The following is a 14492-nucleotide window of genomic DNA, read 5'->3' as shown; positions in this document are numbered from 1 at the left end:
CCTGTGCCGTTCAGGGAACGCCATGCGTGGATCGAAGCCCCCATCCAGAGACGTGTCATGAGTTTCTTCATCAGGAAAATATCGCGCCGCACCATCGTGCAGGCGCTGATTGCGATGCCGGCGCTACAGCTTTTTCGCAAGCAGCCTGACAGCGACCGCCCTCCGGCCGATCCCGACGAGATCGTCGTGGTCAATGGCTGGATCCTGAAGCGGAGCGACCTGGCATGATCTTCGACAGCTATGAGGCGTTTCGAGCCTCGGATTTCAAGCCCAAGGTCTGCATTCTCGGCTCCGGGCCGGCCGGCACCACCATTGCCAGAAAGCTCGGCGCCGCCGGCATTCCGGTCGTGGTGCTGGAGGCCGGCGCACGCGAATTCAGCGACGAGTCGCAGGATTTCTACCGCGGCTCCACGGTCGGCGATCAATATTTCGATCTCGACATCACCCGGCTGCGCGTCATGGGCGGGTCGTCGAACCACTGGGCCGGCTGGTGCCGCGTGCTCGACAAGCAGGACTTTGAGCCCAAGGCATGGGCGCCGGACACCGGCTGGCCAATCGCCCGGACCGACATCGAGCCCTATCTGCCCGAGGTGCACGACATACTCGAGCTTCCCGACTTCAAGCCCGATGTGCCGATTTCAGACGACATACGCTGGGTGCAGCTGATCAAGAGCCCGGCCGTGCGCTTTGGCGAGAAATTCTCCGACGAGCTCGACAAGAGCAAAAACATAGCGCTCGTGCTCAACACCTATGCCACCGAACTTGCCGGGGACGGCAAACGAGTGACCGGCGCCAGGCTGTGGTCGAACGGCAAGGATGCCGGCGCTTTCAGCGCCGATTATTTCATCGTCTGCGCCGGCGGGCTGGAGAATTCGCGGCTGCTTCTATGGTCGAACCAGCGCTCGAATGGCGGCGTGGTGCCGAACGCCACGGCACTTGGCCGCTACTGGATGGAGCACCCGACCTTCGAGGGCGGCAATGCCATCCTGGCCGATTACAGCGAGTTCGAGGTCGATGCCGTCAACGAGGCGTTCTTCTCGCCGATGCTCGCCGCCATGGAGCGGCTGCAGATCATGAATTTCGGCATACGCCTGATCGAGACGCCCTATGCCGGCGTCAAGAGCCTGATTGCCGACCTTGCCTGCACCGCGCCCGAGGCCGCCGAATGGGTCGCCTACCAGCTCAGCCAGAACCTGCGCTGCGCCGCCCAGCTCTACGTCGCCTGGGAACAGGCGCCGCTGGCCTCGAACCATATCGAATTGTCGAAGACCGATGTCGACCGTGCCGGCGTGCCGCGCATCGAGCTGCACTGGAAGAAGTCGCCGTTGGAGCGCCGCACCATCCTCGAGGGGCTCAAGCTGTTCGGAACGACGCTGATCGAGAAGGACCTCGGCCGCGTCCGCATCATGGACTGGCTGACCAATGGCGAGGACTACCCGACGGATGAGGAACTGGCCGGCCACCATCATATGGGCGGCACGCGCATGGGCACCGATGTCACCAAGAGCGTGGTCGACGCCAACTGCAAGGTGCACGGCATGGACAATCTCTATGTCGGCGGTTCCTCGGTATTCTGCACGTCGGGCGAATGCAACCCGACGACGACGATCACCGCACTTGCCTGCCGGCTAGGCGACCATCTGACCAAAGTAATCACGGTGTGACGAAGTAATCCCCCCGGTGTGACGAAGTCATCACCGTCTGATTGTCAAAAAAGCGAACGGCGCGACAGGATTGCTGCCGGCGCTACCCATGCCTTGGTGTCGAAACCCTCGGAAATTAGCGCCAACGAGATCTCCCTCCCCTTTGGGGAGGGATTAAGGGTGGGGGTAGGTGCCGCACAAACCCTTCAGGATTTGCTAAACCGTCGCTGGATCCAGTGCTGGCTGCCCCTTGCGGCGGGCGACGATCGCCTTGAAATCGGCGGTCCGGAACGCATCGCGCAACACGTCGAAAGACGGCAGCACGAAATAGGCGCGCTGGAACTTGTCGATCTCGTAGCCGGTGCGCATCACCGTTTCGAGGTCGAAGGGCACGTGGTGCGCGTCCGGGCTCGCGACGGCGAACTGCAATTCGGTGAACGACGACATCAGCCCGGCGCCGAAAGCTTTCAGCTTCTGGCCCTCCTCCTGTATCAGCCCGTATTCGGCGGTGTACCAGTACAGCCGGGTGATCATCTCGTCACCGCCCAGCGCAATCACGCTCTCGGCCTTTTCGCCATACATCTGCATGAAGTCGGCAAACACCGGCTGCGTCAGGATGGGCACATGGCCGAAGAAGTCGTGGAACATGTCGGGTTCGACGATGTAGTCGAGCTCGTCCTTGGTGCGCAGCCAGTTGGTTACCGGAAAGCGCCGGTTGGCGAGATGGTCGAAGAAGGGCGCGGCCGGGATGAGGCCAGGCACGGCGACGATTTCCCAGCCGGTCAGCTTGCGCAGCTTGTCTGAGACCGCGCCGAAATCCGGGATCTCGTCGAGCAGGCCGAGCGCGGCGATCCCATCGAGATAGGAATGGTGCGCCAGCTTCTGCGTCAGCTTGGTCTGCCGGTCGCACAGCGTGCGCCACACCGCTTGTTCGTCGGCGATGTAGTTGTAGCCCTGCGCCACGGTGAAGTCGGAACGGCACACCGAATAGTCGCCACGCAGGCCTTGCGCCGCGCAATCACGGGCATATTCGGCAACGCTCATCGTCGTCATGGTTCTTCTCCCCTGATCGTGACACTTGAATATGTCCGCAGAGTCTAGCGGCGGCCGGCGAGGCAATTCAGCTTTGATGATGGCTTGGGTCCATGATTTGAGGTAAAAATCACCAAGCAGAAGCTGAAAGAGAGTGAAAATGCCTCAGTTCGACGATTTCGAGATCAAGATGCTGGATGTTCTTCAGCGCGATGGACGCAAGCCCGTGTCCGAACTGGCGCAGGAGATCGGCCTGTCGACGACGCCTTGCGCCCGCCGCTTCGAGGCGCTGCAGGAGGCCGGCATCATCAAGGGCTTTGCCGCCGTGCTCAACCGCCGCGCCGTCGGCCTGATGGTCGAGGTGTTCATCCAGGTGCGCCTCACCAGCCACAGCGACGGTTCGCCCGAAACCTTCATCGCCGCCGTGCAACGCATGGACGAAGTGTCGTCATGCTGGACGATGACCGGCGACCACGATTTCCTGCTGCACGTCATGGTGCCGTCGGTCGACGAACTCAACGCCTTCGTCATGCACCGCCTGATGCGCCTTGCCGGCGTGCGCGACGTTCACACCCAGCTGGTGCTGCAGAACATCAAGGGCCCGGGCCACGTGCCGCTCGCCCACCTCAGGCGGTAGGACACGCATCGCCATTTCTGCGGAAAAGCTGCACGCAAACTGCTGAACGGAGCCCAAATGCGAAACTGAAACGCCGGCTACGCCATGCGGACCGTCGCTCAAAGGTCCGTCATGAACATCGTGCTGATCAATCCGCCGCACACCGCCATCGGCAGCCGCGTGCCCGATGACCATCTGCCACCGCTCGGCCTGCTGGCGCTGGGCGGCCCGCTTATCGACGCCGGCCATAAAGTCCGGCTGGTCGATGCCGAATTCGGGCCGATGCCGTTGGAAACGCTGGTGCGCGATGCGCTCAGCGGCCAGCCCGATTGCATCCTGATCGGCCATTCCGGCTCGACCTCGGCGCATCCCACCGCGCTCGCGATCGCCCGCATGGTCAAGGCGCTCGAGCCGGCGACGCTTGTGATCTATGGCGGCGTGTTCCCGACCTATCACTGGCGCGACATACTGGCGGCGAGCGATGTCTTCGACTTCATCGTGCGCGGCGAGGGCGAGGCAACCATCCTTGCCCTGGTCGTGGCACTGGACAATCGCCGGCCACTGGCCGATGTCGCGGGTATCGCCTATCGCGACGATCTCGGCCGCCCCTTCGCGACGCGGCCGGCCGGGACCACTGCCAATCTGGACGAGTACCGCGTCGGCTGGGAGCTGATCGATCACCGCCGCTACAGCTATTGGGGCGGCAAGCGCGCCGTGGTCATGCAGTTTTCGCGGGGCTGCCCGCATCTGTGCAACTATTGCGGCCAGCGCGGTTTCTGGACCCGCTGGCGGCACCGCGACCCCAAGAAATTTGCGCAGGAGATTGCCTGGCTGCACCGCCAGCACGGCGTCGAACTGATCAACCTCGCCGACGAAAACCCGACCGTATCGAAGAAGGTTTGGCGCGCCTTTCTCGATGCGCTGATCGCCGAGAACGTGCCGGTGCTGATCGTCGGCTCGACCCGGGCCGACGACATCGTGCGCGATGCCGACATCCTGCACCTCTATCGCAAGGCCGGCGTCATCCGCTGGCTGCTCGGCATGGAAAACACCGACGAGCAGACGCTTCAACTGATCCGCAAGGGCGGCAGCACCTCATCCGACCGCGAGGCGATCCGGCTGCTCCGCCAGCATGGCATACTGTCCATGGCGACCTGGGTGGCTGGGTTCGAGGATGAGACCTTTCGCGATCTGTGGCGCGGCTTTCGCCAGCTGCTTGCCTATGACCCCGACCAGATCCAGGCGCTCTATGTCACGCCGCACCGCTGGACGCCGTTCTTCCGCATCGCCAAGGACCGCAAGGTGATCCAGACGGATGCCCGGCTGTGGGACTACAAGCACCAGGTGCTGCAGATGACGCGGCTGAAACCGTGGATGCTGTTCTTCTCGGTCAAGCTGATCGAGGTCGCGGTGCAGTCGCGGCCGAAGGCGCTGGCGCGCATTCTCTTCCACCCCGATCCCGAACAGCGCCATTCGATGCGCTGGTACACGCAAATGGGCCGCCGCGTGTGGTTCCGCGAGGTCTGGGGTTTTCTGGCCCGCGACCGCCGCCTCAAGGATGGTCCGACGCTGGCTGAGTTCTGGGGCGCTCCGCAGGATGCCGATGAGGAATCCATGGTCGTCATGCGCCCGTCGCGCAAGCCGGCCGAAGCGGCTGTCGCGATCTCGGCCGGCGCCTGACAGGCTCGCTGCCATTCACAGATACGTACCGTATGCGTATTGACATACGCAGCGTATGTACCCACCTCATGCATACGGGACGTATGTGAGTGCCCCGGACAATGGAGTGAAAATGACCAAACGTGACGCGATCTTTCCTGCCGGCAGGCAGGCTCTCTACGAGATCAATCGCTATTCTGCTGCAATCCGATCGGGCGATCTTTTATTCGTCTCGGGCCAGGTCGGCAGCCGCGAGGACGGGTCGCCCGAACCTGTCTTCGAAAAGCAGGTCCAGCTTGCCTTCGACAATCTCGCGGCAGTGCTGAAAGCAGCGGGCGCCACGTTCGACGATGTAGTCGACGTGACCACCTTCCACACCGATCCGGCAGCGCAATGGCCCGTGATCGATGCCGTTCGGCTGAAGGTGTTCGGTGAACCGCCCTACACCAATTGGACGGCGGTCGGCGTCAACTGGTTAGCCGGCTTCGACTTCGAGATAAAGGTCATCGCGCGCCTGCCCCAGCCTGCCTAAGGGCTGGCCAGCCGACCAACTGGCCGCCAAGCCAGTTGCCGATCAGGGCACGATCAGCGTGCCGGCGCCGTGTTCGGTGAACAGTTCCAGAAGCACCGCATGCGGCGTCTTGCCGTTGAGGATGACGACGCCTTCGACGCCGCGCTCGATCGCCTCGATGCAGGTCTCGACTTTGGGGATCATGCCGCCCGACACCGTGCCGTCCTTGATCAGCGCCTTGGCTTCGGCCACCGTCAGCTCGTCGATCAGCTTCTTGTTCTTGTCGAGCACGCCGGGCACGTCGGTCAGGAACAAAAGGCGCGTCGCCTGGCAGGCGCCGGCGATGGCACCGGCGAAGGTGTCGGCATTGATGTTGTACGTGTGGCCGTCGCGGCCGGGCGCCACCGGCGCCAGCACCGGGATCATTTCCGAGCGTGCCAGCAGGTCGAGCAGGGTGCGGTCGACCTCGACCGGCTCGCCGACGAAACCGAGATCGAGCACACGCTCGATGTTGGAGTCCGGGTCGATCATGGTCTTGCGCGCCTTTTCGGCGAACACCATGTTGCCGTCCTTGCCGCACAGGCCGATCGCCCATTCGCCCTCGGCGTTGATCAGCGCGACGATCTCCTTGTTGATCGAACCGGCCAGCACCATCTCGACGATCTCGACCGTCTTCTGGTCCGTGACGCGCAGCCCGCCTTCGAACTTGGATTCGATGCCCATCTTGGCCAGCATGGCGCCGATCTGCGGCCCGCCGCCATGGACGACGATCGGGTTGACGCCGGACTGCTTCAGCAGCGCGATGTCACGGGCGAAAGCCTTGCCGAGCTCGATATCGCCCATGGCATGACCGCCATATTTCACCACCACCGTCTTGTGCTCGTAGCGCTGCATATAGGGCAGGGCCCGCGAGAGCAGGGCGGCCTGCATTTCGGCGGTGGCGGTGATCTCCGTCATCGGCATGGTTCCCTGGATGCGGGTAAGGACGGCGGCGTCTTAGCGGGAATTGGCCCAGGCCGCAAACAGCTTTGCTATCACGATGATGAAATCTGCCGGATCAGGCCGGCACCTTGAGCGGCGCCCGCCGCGTCAGCCAGCCGGAAATCTTCTCCATCTGCGCGGCGAGCGACAAGAACGTCTGCTCGTCGCCGGGGCGGCCGACGCCCTGGATGTCGAGCGGCAGGCCATTCTGGATCGCCGGCCAGTGGTGAACCACAGGCTCTTGTCCATCAATTGCCCAAACAGGGATCTGATCTCCAAGAGACGGGTCAGATGCAATTTGTCGAGCAGGTTTTCGATGAGCTCGTCGGCCCCCTTCGGGCCCATGGCGCCTCAGGCAAGCGGCGGATGCGCAATGATCGGGTTGCCTCGGCGCGCGCGATCGCAGCATCGACAAGGTCCGGCGGCGAGATCTCGCCTCTATGCACCAGCTCCGCCAAGCCGGTCGCATCGTTCTCCCGCAGCATCCGTTCGGCCGACATTGCTGTTCCCCTTTCTGCGGGAGGCTAACGACAGCCGATTTCCTTGGCACCGACCGGCGATTACTGGCGATCGGGCGCGGACATGGTTTGCGTGGACAACAAGATTTCTGCCTTTGCAAATAAATCGTGATCGCTTAGCTTGTCCGTATGACGCCGCAGGATATCTCCACCCTGATTGTCCGGACCTCGATGAAGGATCGGACTGCGTTCGATCTGCTTTACCGGCAAACCAGTGCGAAACTTTTCGGCGTGTGCCTTCGTGTATTGAAGGATCGCGGAGATGCGGAAGAAGCGCTGCAAGAGGTCTTCGTCAAAGTGTGGACGAAGGCGGATCGTTTCGCTGTTTCTGATCTCAGCCCAATCTCCTGGCTGGTGGCCATAGCACGCAATCATGCGATTGATCGCATCCGGTCGCGACGCAAGCCCGCTGCCGATATCGATGCCGCGCTCGACGTGACTGACCCCGGTCCCGGGCCAGAGGCTATGGTTGTTGCGGGCGGTGAATCCGAGCGCATCTATCAGTGCCTTGAAGAGTTGGAACAAGACCGGGCGCAAGCCGTTCGGGGTGCTTATTTGAACGGCGAAAGTTACGCCGAGCTCGCGGAACGTCACAAGGTTCCGCTCAACACGATGCGGACATGGCTGCGCCGCAGCCTGTTGAAACTTAGAGAATGTCTGGAAAGATGACCCTGGCAGAAGAAAATGGACCGGAACGTGGAGGCGACGACCTGCTCGCAGCCGAATACGTTCTCGGCGTGCTGCCGGCGGATGAGCGCCAGATAGCCTCCGGACGCATCGACGCGGAGACCGGCTTTGCCCGTCTCGTCGATTCCTGGGAAGTGAACCTCTCGCCGATCGCTGCCGCTTATGCTGAGGTAGAGCCGCCGGCCACGATCAAGCCGGCTATCGATCGCCGGCTGTTCTCCTCCACCGCGGCGTCGACGACGGCCCCGGGCGGCAGCCTGTGGTCCAGCCTTAGCTTCTGGCGCGGCCTCACCGCAGCGGCTGTCGCGGCCCTGGTGCTCTATGCCGCCGTGCCTTACGTCAGGTCGCCGGCCGTCGTGCCGCAGGAGCGCCTCGTCGCCTCGCTGGCTGCCGAAGGCAGCGACGTCAAATACCTCGTCGTCTACGACGCATCCCGCCGCGATGTCGGCCTGTCGCTGGTTTCGGGCGAACGCGCCGCCGGCAAGGACTTCGAACTGTGGATGATCGAAGGCAAGAATGCGCCGGTCTCGATGGGTGTCATTCCCGCCGGCCAGGTCACGCACATTCCGGTTACCCCGGCAGTGCAGCAGAAGCTGGCGCAGGGCGCCGTGCTCGCTGTCAGCGTCGAGCCGACGGGCGGTTCGACGACGGGACAGCCGACCGGACCGGTCGTTGCCGCGGGCGACCTGAAGGGCATCTGATAGATCGTAAAACCATGACGTGATAATGAAGGCAGCGGAAGTACATCTTCCGCTGTTTTCGTTTTGGATACGCTGCTGGAGATTAGAGATTCGATCTCCGGAGATAATTCGCCGACAAGATAAAGGATAAATTTTTCCCGGCGCGCGGAAACTCAGGCAGTTCTATTCCGTATCTCCTCATGTTCCCGAAAGAGGAAACAATAACCCCGAGGAGTTCGAACACTATGCGTAGAATCGCCACCCTTTTGCTCGCCGGTACCATTGCCGTCTCCGCCCTCGCCACAATCGCCTATGCCGAGAATCCGATGGTTGGCGGCGCCGCCATGTACGCCAACAAGAACATCGTCGAGAACGCCGTCAATTCGAAGGATCACACGACACTGGTCGCCGCCGTCAAGGCTGCCGGCCTGGTCGAGACACTGCAGGGCGCCGGCCCGTTCACCGTCTTCGCGCCGACCAATGAGGCCTTCGCCGCGCTTCCGGCTGGCACGGTCGAGTCGCTGCTCAAGCCCGAGAACAAGGACAAGCTCACCAAGATCCTGACCTGCCATGTCATCGGCGCCAAGGCGATGGGCGCCGATGTCGCCTCGATGGCCAAGGCCGATGGCGGCACCCACAAGGTCAAGACGGTCGGCGGCTGCGAGCTGTCGCTCAAGGCTGATGGCGGCAAGGTCACCGTGACCGACGAGAACGGCAATGTCGCCAATGTGACGATCGCCGACGTCGAGCAGTCGAACGGCGTCATCCACGTCATCGACAAGGTCCTGCTGCCGAAGATGTAACAAAGCCCCTGCCGCCGACGAACAGGCGGTAAGCTCCTGCAGATTGCGCGGCCCCGCCCCCGTGGGCCGAGCAAACGACCGAGCGCTCCATCCCGTCCGCAACAAGCGCGGAGCCGGTGTGGAGCGTTCGTTTGCAGGACAACCGTCACCGGCTTTTGATTTTCCAGTGGCGGCCAAATTTGGCAAAACAACCCGCAGGAGGATTTCTGTCATGAACCGTCGAGATTTGCTTTTGAGCGGCGCCGCCATCGCTGCCGTGGCCGGCGCGGCGGCAACGTTGCGCATGGGCGGGCCCGCTAAGGCTGCCGAAACCTTCGAGGTCACCAAGACCGACACCGAATGGCACGCCATCCTGTCCGACGAAGCCTTCAACGTGCTGCGCAAGGAAGGCACCGAATATCCCGGCACCAGCCCGCTGCTCAACGAGCATCGCAAGGGCATTTTCGCCTGCGCCGGTTGCGACCTGCCGGTCTACCCCTCAGACACCAAGTTCGAGTCCGGCACCGGCTGGCCGAGCTTCTGGCAGGAGATTGCCAACGCCGTCGGCAAGACCGAGGACCGTTCGCTCGGCATGACCCGTACCGAGGTCCACTGCCGCCGCTGTGGCGGCCATCTCGGCCATGTCTTCGACGATGGCCCGGCGCCGACCGGCCTGCGCCATTGCATCAACGGCGTTGCGCTCAGCTTCAAGCCGGCCACTGCCTGACCGTTCGGCGTCTTTAGCGGGGTGGGGATTTGGAGCCGGCGTGACGACCGCCTCTTATCTGTTGAAATGGGGCGAAAACAGTCAACTTCAAGAATTGGCAGACGGCTTTTTATGCGTAGATTCCGCAGCCCTTAACGAGAGGGCCAGAACCTTATGCAACGAACTGAAGCACGGGCTCGCGACGGCGAGCCCAAATCGAGCGCCAAATCGACCGACGGTGTTGATGCCGACCGGCCGCGAATATCCCATTCCGTGGTGATCGCCGGCGGCGGCCCGACCGGGTTGATGCTGGCCGGCGAGCTTTCCCTGGCCGGCATCGATGTCGCCATCGTCGAGCGGCGCGAGAACCAGGACCTCGCGGGCGCGCGCTCGGGCGGCCTGCATTCGCGCACCATCGAGATCTTCGACCAGCGCGGCATTGCCGATCGGTTCCTGTCGCAAGGCCAGACCGCACAGGTCGCAGGCTTCGCCGGCGTTTCGCTTGATATCAGCGACTTCCCCACTCGCCACGATTACGGGCTGGCGCTGTGGCAAAAGCACATAGAGCGCATCCTTGCCTGCTGGGTCGATGAACTTGGCGTCACGGTCTACCGTGGCCGCGAGGTGACAGGCTTGGTGCAGGATGGCGGCGGCGTCGATGTCGCGCTGAGCGATGGCGGGTCGCTTCGTGCCGATTATCTCGTCGGCTGTGACGGCGGCAGAAGTCTCGTGCGCAAGGCGGTTGGCATAGAGTTCCCCGGTTCCGAGCCGACAACCAGCAATTTGATCGCCGAGATCGAGGTAACAGAAGAGCCGCAATGGGGTATCCACCGCGATGCCATCGGAATTCACGGCCTCAGCAGACTGGAAGACGGTACGGTACGGGTGCTGGTGACCGAACGCGAGGTTGGGGCCGGCGGCGTGCCCACATTGCATGAGCTCAGCGAGGCGCTCATTGCCGTCTACGGCACCGATTACGGCGTCCACAATCCAACATCGCTGGCCCGCTTCACCGACATGGCCCGGCAGGCAGCCTCATACCGCAAGGGGCGGGTGCTGCTCGCCGGCGACGCCGCGCATGTCCATCCGCCGACGGCGGACAGGGTCTGCAGACCGGTGTGCACGACGCGGTCAATCTGGGCTGGAAGCTCGCCCAGGTGGTCAGGAAAACTGCGCCCGAAAGCCTTCTCGACAGCTACCAGGCAGAGCGCCACCCGATTGCCGCGCGTGTGATGAAAAACACCATGGCGTCGGTCGTGCTCCGTCGCGAAGACGAGCGTACCAAAGCGTTGCGCGATACAATGGCCGAACTGCTCGCCATGGAAGAGCCGCGCAAGCGTTTTGCCGGGATGATGTCCGGCCTGGACATTCACTACGATCTTGGCGAAGGGCATCCGCTGCTGGGACGTCGCATGCCTGATCTCGACCTCGTCACCTCTGCCGGTCCGCTGCCGGTTTTCGCCCTGCTGCATGACGCTCGGCCGCTGCTGCTTAATCTTGGTGAGCCCGGCGCTTTTGGTATCGGCCAGTGGGTGGAGCGGATTCAGCTGGTCGACGCCAGCTACGATGGCGCATGGGAGCTTCCGGTGCTGGGGGCAGTCGAAGCCCCACGCGCAGTGCTGGTCCGGCCTGACGGTTATGTGGCCTGGGTCGGCGGCCCTGAAGCAGCCGGGCTAACCGACTCGCTGACCAAATGGTTTGGGCCGCCTGCCGCAGCATAGCGCGCCGGGTGTTCGACCAAGGAGCTTGATAACGATCGATGCTTAAGCGTGACCCCGGAAATCGGGGGTGATTTCCGGGGTCACACACGAGGGCGCCAGGCGGGGGGTCCGGCGCGCTCAATGGCCTCCGCCACCGCTGCCCGCGGGCGGCGCCGGCTTGGCGATGACCAGGGTGAAGACCGCCATGGTCGCGAACAGCACGGTCAGCATGGTGAACACATCCATGAACGACAGCAGCGACGCCTGCTGCTGGACCATGCCCGACAGTTTGGAGATCGCCGCCTTGGTGGCGTCGAGGCCGGGAGTCTGCTGGAAGTCGAGCGTCATGTTCTGCAGCTTGGTCTGCGCCGCCGCACTGCCCCATTCCACATGCTCGGCCAGCCTGGCGTAGTGGAAGGCGCTGCGATCGATCAGCACGGTGTTGATGACGGCAAGGCCGACCGCACCGCCGAGGTTGCGGGTCAGGTTGAACAGGCCCGACGCGTTCTTCAGCCGGTCCGGCGGCAAGGTGCCGAGCGCAATGTTGTTGATCGGCACCATGCACAGCATCATCGAGCTGCCGCGCAGGATCTGCGGGATCAGCAATTCCCAGAAATCCCAGTCGGCGGTCAGATGCGTCATCCACCATGTGCCGGCAGCGAAACCGAACAGCCCGATCATCATCATGATGCGCAAATCCATCTTGCTCGACAAGATGCCGGAAATCGGCGCAGTGACGAACATCGCCAGGCCGCTGACGAACAGGGCTTCGCCGATCATCAAGGAATCGTAGCCGCGGATGCGTCCGAGGAACACTGGATAGAGATAGGTCAGACCGTACAGGCCGATTCCGATGACGAAGGAGAACAGCGAACCGAAGGCGAAATTGACGTTGGTGAAGGCCCTGAGATCGACGATAGGCTCCTCGGCGGTGAAGGCACGCCAGAAGAACAGCGCCGCACCGACAACCATGATGATGGCGCAGATGAACACGGCCTGTTCCTGCAGCCAGTCATGGTTCGGACCTTCCTCGAGCACATATTCCATGCAGCCGAGAAATGCCGCCATACCGGCAAGGCCCCACCAGTCGAACTTGCTGAACAGGCCGAGATTGGGCTTGTCAAAATCGATCAGGGTCCAGGTCGTAACCGTCACCAGAATGCCTGGAATGACATTGATCAGGAACAGCCAGTGCCACGACATGGCATGGCTGATATAGCCGCCGACGGTCGGGCCGATGGTCGGCGCCAGCGTCGCCACCAGGCCGATCATCGGCGACACCATGGCGCGGCGCGACGGCGGGAAGATGGTGAAGGCGGCGGCGAAAACGCTCGGGATCATGCCGCCGCCGATAAAGCCCTGGATGGCGCGGTAGACGATCATCTGGTCGATGTTGGTGGCGGTCGCGGCCAGCGCGCTGGCCGCCGTGAAGCCGGCCGCGGCGCCTGCAAACAGCACGCGCGTCGACAGCATCCGGCTGAGGAAGCCCGACAGCGGGATCATCACCACTTCGGCGATCAGATAGGCGGTCTGCACCCATGGGATTTCATCGGAACTGGCGCTGAGGCCAGCCTGGATCTCGGCCAGCGAGGCTGAGACGATCTGGATGTCGAGGATCGCCATGAACATGCCGAACACCATCGCCAGGAAGGCGATGAGGCGGCGCGTCGAGATGGTCGTCGGTACCGCCGGCATGGCAGGCACCGGCGCCGCTCCTGCTGTTATGGTTGCGGTTGCCATGGCATTGCTCCCGGCTTTCGCTCAGTTCGCCGCGGCCGGAGCCGTGCGGCTGTCGACGGCGACAACGACGCTCAGGCCGGCGCGCAGCCTGCCTGCCTTCAGCACATCGGCCGGCACGTCGATGCGAACCGGGATGCGCTGCACCACCTTGGTGAAGTTGCCGGTGGCATTTTCCGGCGGCAGCAGCGAGAACACCGCACCCGAAGCCGGCGCCAGCGACGACACCGTGCCTTCGAAATCATGGCCGTCCGTGGCGTCGACCGAGACCCGCACCTTCTCGCCGGGCACCAGCTTGGCCAGCTGCGTCTCCTTGAAGTTGGCAACGATGTAGAGCTTTTCCAGCGGCACCACGACGGCGAGCTTCTGGCCGGGGCTGACGAGGTCGCCCTGCTCGACCGAGCGGTTGCCGACGACGCCGTCATAAGGCGCCTTGAGCACGGTGAAAGACAGATCGCGCGCGGCCTTGTCGCGGTTCAGCCGCAGCGAAGCCAGCGTGCTGGCCGATTCGGCGCGCTGCGCTTCGAACACGCCGATATTGGCCTGTGCGGCTGCAATCTGCGCGTCGGCGCCGACAAGGGCCGCATTGGCCTGATCGAGAGCGGTCTGGGCATCGTCCAGTTGCGCCTGCGTGCCGACATGCGTCTTGACCAGTTGCGCGGCGCGCTGCTGGGCGCGAGCGGCATTGTCGGCTGCCGCCTGGTCGGCGACCTTCTGCGCCTGCGCCTGTTGCAGCGAAGCTTGCGCCGCCTTGGTCTGCGCGTCGATACGGTCGAGCGTCTTGGCCAGCGTGGCGATCTGCGCCTCCGCCTGGGCAACGGCTATTCTGTAGTCGCCGTCATCGATCGTCAGCAGCGGATCGCCAGCCTTGACCTGCTGGTTCTCCGAGACCTTGACTTGATCGACATAGCCGGAAATCTTCGGCGAGACGAACGACATGTCGGCCTGGACATAGGCGTCGTCGGTCGAAATCAGGAACCGGCCGTCGGTCCAGTAATTATAGCCATACCAGGCGCCGGCACTGAGCAGAGCGAGGCCGATGATCGGCAGCATCAACGAGCGAGCCGACCGCTTCTTCTTGGCCGGCACCTCGGCCAAAACTTCGGCGGCAGGCTTGATGGGCGCTTCCGGCGCTTCGATAACCGGCGAGACCTTGGCGTTGGGAAAGGGGCGGACTTCGGCGGTGGTTGGCGTGTTCGAGGACATGATATCTCGCTACCGTAGCTACATAAGGAAAATG

General features: G+C 63.2%; 14 protein-coding genes and 1 pseudogene. 10 read left to right on the top strand and 5 right to left on the bottom strand.

What is annotated here, in order from left to right:
* Positions 1–57: 57 nt before the first annotated feature.
* Entirely contained in the window at positions 58–228 is a 171-nt protein-coding gene (locus NKI06_RS09225) for a hypothetical protein (protein ID WP_023681346.1), read from the top strand.
* Positions 225–1664, top strand: a complete 1440-nt coding sequence (locus NKI06_RS09220) for a GMC oxidoreductase (RefSeq protein ID WP_352984972.1) — start codon at positions 225–227, stop codon at positions 1662–1664. The genes NKI06_RS09225 and NKI06_RS09220 overlap by 4 nt, the downstream gene beginning before the upstream one ends.
* Positions 1665–1859: 195 nt before the next feature.
* Here the strand turns inward: NKI06_RS09220 and phhA are convergent, their stop codons facing one another.
* Positions 1860–2696 (bottom strand): phenylalanine 4-monooxygenase, encoded by an 837-nt coding sequence (phhA, locus tag NKI06_RS09215; RefSeq protein WP_023681348.1) that lies wholly within the window; start codon positions 2694–2696, stop codon positions 1860–1862.
* Positions 2697–2835: 139 nt separating this feature from the next.
* Here phhA and NKI06_RS09210 point away from each other — a divergent pair, with 139 nt between their 5' ends.
* The 3 genes from NKI06_RS09210 (at position 2836) to NKI06_RS09200 (ending at position 5482) form a co-directional block, all read left to right on the top strand.
* Positions 2836–3312, top strand: coding sequence for an Lrp/AsnC family transcriptional regulator (locus tag NKI06_RS09210; protein WP_023687465.1), 477 nt, complete (start codon positions 2836–2838; stop codon positions 3310–3312).
* 111 nt (positions 3313–3423) lie between these two features.
* The gene (bchE, locus tag NKI06_RS09205) at positions 3424–4971 is read left to right on the top strand and encodes a magnesium-protoporphyrin IX monomethyl ester anaerobic oxidative cyclase (RefSeq protein WP_023681350.1); all 1548 of its coding nucleotides are present in this window, start codon (positions 3424–3426) and stop codon (positions 4969–4971) included.
* Positions 4972–5083: 112 nt separating this feature from the next.
* Positions 5084–5482: a RidA family protein gene (locus tag NKI06_RS09200; protein WP_023681351.1), complete on the top strand. Its 399-nt coding sequence runs from the start codon at positions 5084–5086 to the stop codon at positions 5480–5482.
* 42 nt (positions 5483–5524) lie between these two features.
* Here the strand turns inward: NKI06_RS09200 and argB are convergent, their stop codons facing one another.
* Both argB and NKI06_RS09190 read right to left on the bottom strand, forming a co-directional pair.
* A complete protein-coding gene (argB, locus tag NKI06_RS09195) occupies positions 5525–6418 on the bottom strand; it encodes an acetylglutamate kinase (protein ID WP_013528489.1) in 894 nt (297 codons plus the stop codon).
* Positions 6419–6518: 100 nt separating this feature from the next.
* Entirely contained in the window at positions 6519–6677 is a 159-nt protein-coding gene (locus tag NKI06_RS09190; protein ID WP_023681352.1) for a hypothetical protein, read from the bottom strand.
* A 412-nt stretch (positions 6678–7089) separates the two neighbouring features.
* On the opposite strand from NKI06_RS09190, the gene NKI06_RS09185 reads away from it, so the two are divergent.
* From NKI06_RS09185 to NKI06_RS09165, 5 genes and pseudogenes are all read left to right on the top strand, one after another.
* Positions 7090–7629: a sigma-70 family RNA polymerase sigma factor gene (locus NKI06_RS09185; RefSeq protein WP_352984970.1), complete on the top strand. Its 540-nt coding sequence runs from the start codon at positions 7090–7092 to the stop codon at positions 7627–7629.
* The gene (locus tag NKI06_RS09180) at positions 7626–8348 is read left to right on the top strand and encodes an anti-sigma factor (protein WP_352984968.1); all 723 of its coding nucleotides are present in this window, start codon (positions 7626–7628) and stop codon (positions 8346–8348) included. The genes NKI06_RS09185 and NKI06_RS09180 overlap by 4 nt, the downstream gene beginning before the upstream one ends.
* A gap of 224 nt (positions 8349–8572) precedes the next feature.
* Positions 8573–9130, top strand: coding sequence for a fasciclin domain-containing protein (locus NKI06_RS09175; RefSeq protein ID WP_023693011.1), 558 nt, complete (start codon positions 8573–8575; stop codon positions 9128–9130).
* A 211-nt stretch (positions 9131–9341) separates the two neighbouring features.
* The gene (gene msrB, locus NKI06_RS09170) at positions 9342–9836 is read left to right on the top strand and encodes a peptide-methionine (R)-S-oxide reductase MsrB (RefSeq protein WP_352710578.1); all 495 of its coding nucleotides are present in this window, start codon (positions 9342–9344) and stop codon (positions 9834–9836) included.
* 285 nt (positions 9837–10121) lie between these two features.
* Positions 10122–11536, top strand: a pseudogene (locus tag NKI06_RS09165) (FAD-dependent monooxygenase).
* Between the two features lie 117 nt (positions 11537–11653).
* Here NKI06_RS09165 and NKI06_RS09160 read toward each other — a convergent pair.
* Positions 11654–13255 carry a DHA2 family efflux MFS transporter permease subunit gene (locus tag NKI06_RS09160; protein ID WP_023696025.1) on the bottom strand — a complete coding sequence of 534 codons (1602 nt, stop codon included), beginning with the start codon at positions 13253–13255 and terminating at the stop codon, positions 11654–11656.
* A gap of 21 nt (positions 13256–13276) precedes the next feature.
* Positions 13277–14458 (bottom strand): HlyD family secretion protein, encoded by a 1182-nt coding sequence (locus NKI06_RS09155; protein WP_352984949.1) that lies wholly within the window; start codon positions 14456–14458, stop codon positions 13277–13279.
* Positions 14459–14492: the final 34 nt, after the last annotated feature.

The organism is Mesorhizobium sp. M0772, assembly GCF_040320135.1.
GTDB lineage: Bacteria > Pseudomonadota > Alphaproteobacteria > Rhizobiales > Rhizobiaceae > Mesorhizobium.
Note: the sequence above shows the minus strand (reverse complement) of the source record. Positions and strands in the feature narration are given on the sequence as shown.

What these genes read in the sequence shown, in the direction of transcription:
- NKI06_RS09225 (WP_023681346.1), top strand. Translation starts at nt 58, where the DNA reads ATGAGTTTCTTCATCAGGAAAATATCGCGCCGCACCATCGTGCAGGCG.
- NKI06_RS09220 (WP_352984972.1), top strand. Translation starts at nt 225, where the DNA reads ATGATCTTCGACAGCTATGAGGCGTTTCGAGCCTCGGATTTCAAGCCC.
- phhA (WP_023681348.1), bottom strand. Translation starts at nt 2,696, where the DNA reads ATGACGACGATGAGCGTTGCCGAATATGCCCGTGATTGCGCGGCGCAA.
- NKI06_RS09210 (WP_023687465.1), top strand. Translation starts at nt 2,836, where the DNA reads ATGCCTCAGTTCGACGATTTCGAGATCAAGATGCTGGATGTTCTTCAG.
- bchE (WP_023681350.1), top strand. Translation starts at nt 3,424, where the DNA reads ATGAACATCGTGCTGATCAATCCGCCGCACACCGCCATCGGCAGCCGC.
- NKI06_RS09200 (WP_023681351.1), top strand. Translation starts at nt 5,084, where the DNA reads ATGACCAAACGTGACGCGATCTTTCCTGCCGGCAGGCAGGCTCTCTAC.
- argB (WP_013528489.1), bottom strand. Translation starts at nt 6,418, where the DNA reads ATGACGGAGATCACCGCCACCGCCGAAATGCAGGCCGCCCTGCTCTCG.
- NKI06_RS09185 (WP_352984970.1), top strand. Translation starts at nt 7,090, where the DNA reads ATGACGCCGCAGGATATCTCCACCCTGATTGTCCGGACCTCGATGAAG.
- NKI06_RS09180 (WP_352984968.1), top strand. Translation starts at nt 7,626, where the DNA reads ATGACCCTGGCAGAAGAAAATGGACCGGAACGTGGAGGCGACGACCTG.
- NKI06_RS09175 (WP_023693011.1), top strand. Translation starts at nt 8,573, where the DNA reads ATGCGTAGAATCGCCACCCTTTTGCTCGCCGGTACCATTGCCGTCTCC.
- msrB (WP_352710578.1), top strand. Translation starts at nt 9,342, where the DNA reads ATGAACCGTCGAGATTTGCTTTTGAGCGGCGCCGCCATCGCTGCCGTG.
- NKI06_RS09160 (WP_023696025.1), bottom strand. Translation starts at nt 13,255, where the DNA reads ATGGCAACCGCAACCATAACAGCAGGAGCGGCGCCGGTGCCTGCCATG.
- NKI06_RS09155 (WP_352984949.1), bottom strand. Translation starts at nt 14,458, where the DNA reads ATGTCCTCGAACACGCCAACCACCGCCGAAGTCCGCCCCTTTCCCAAC.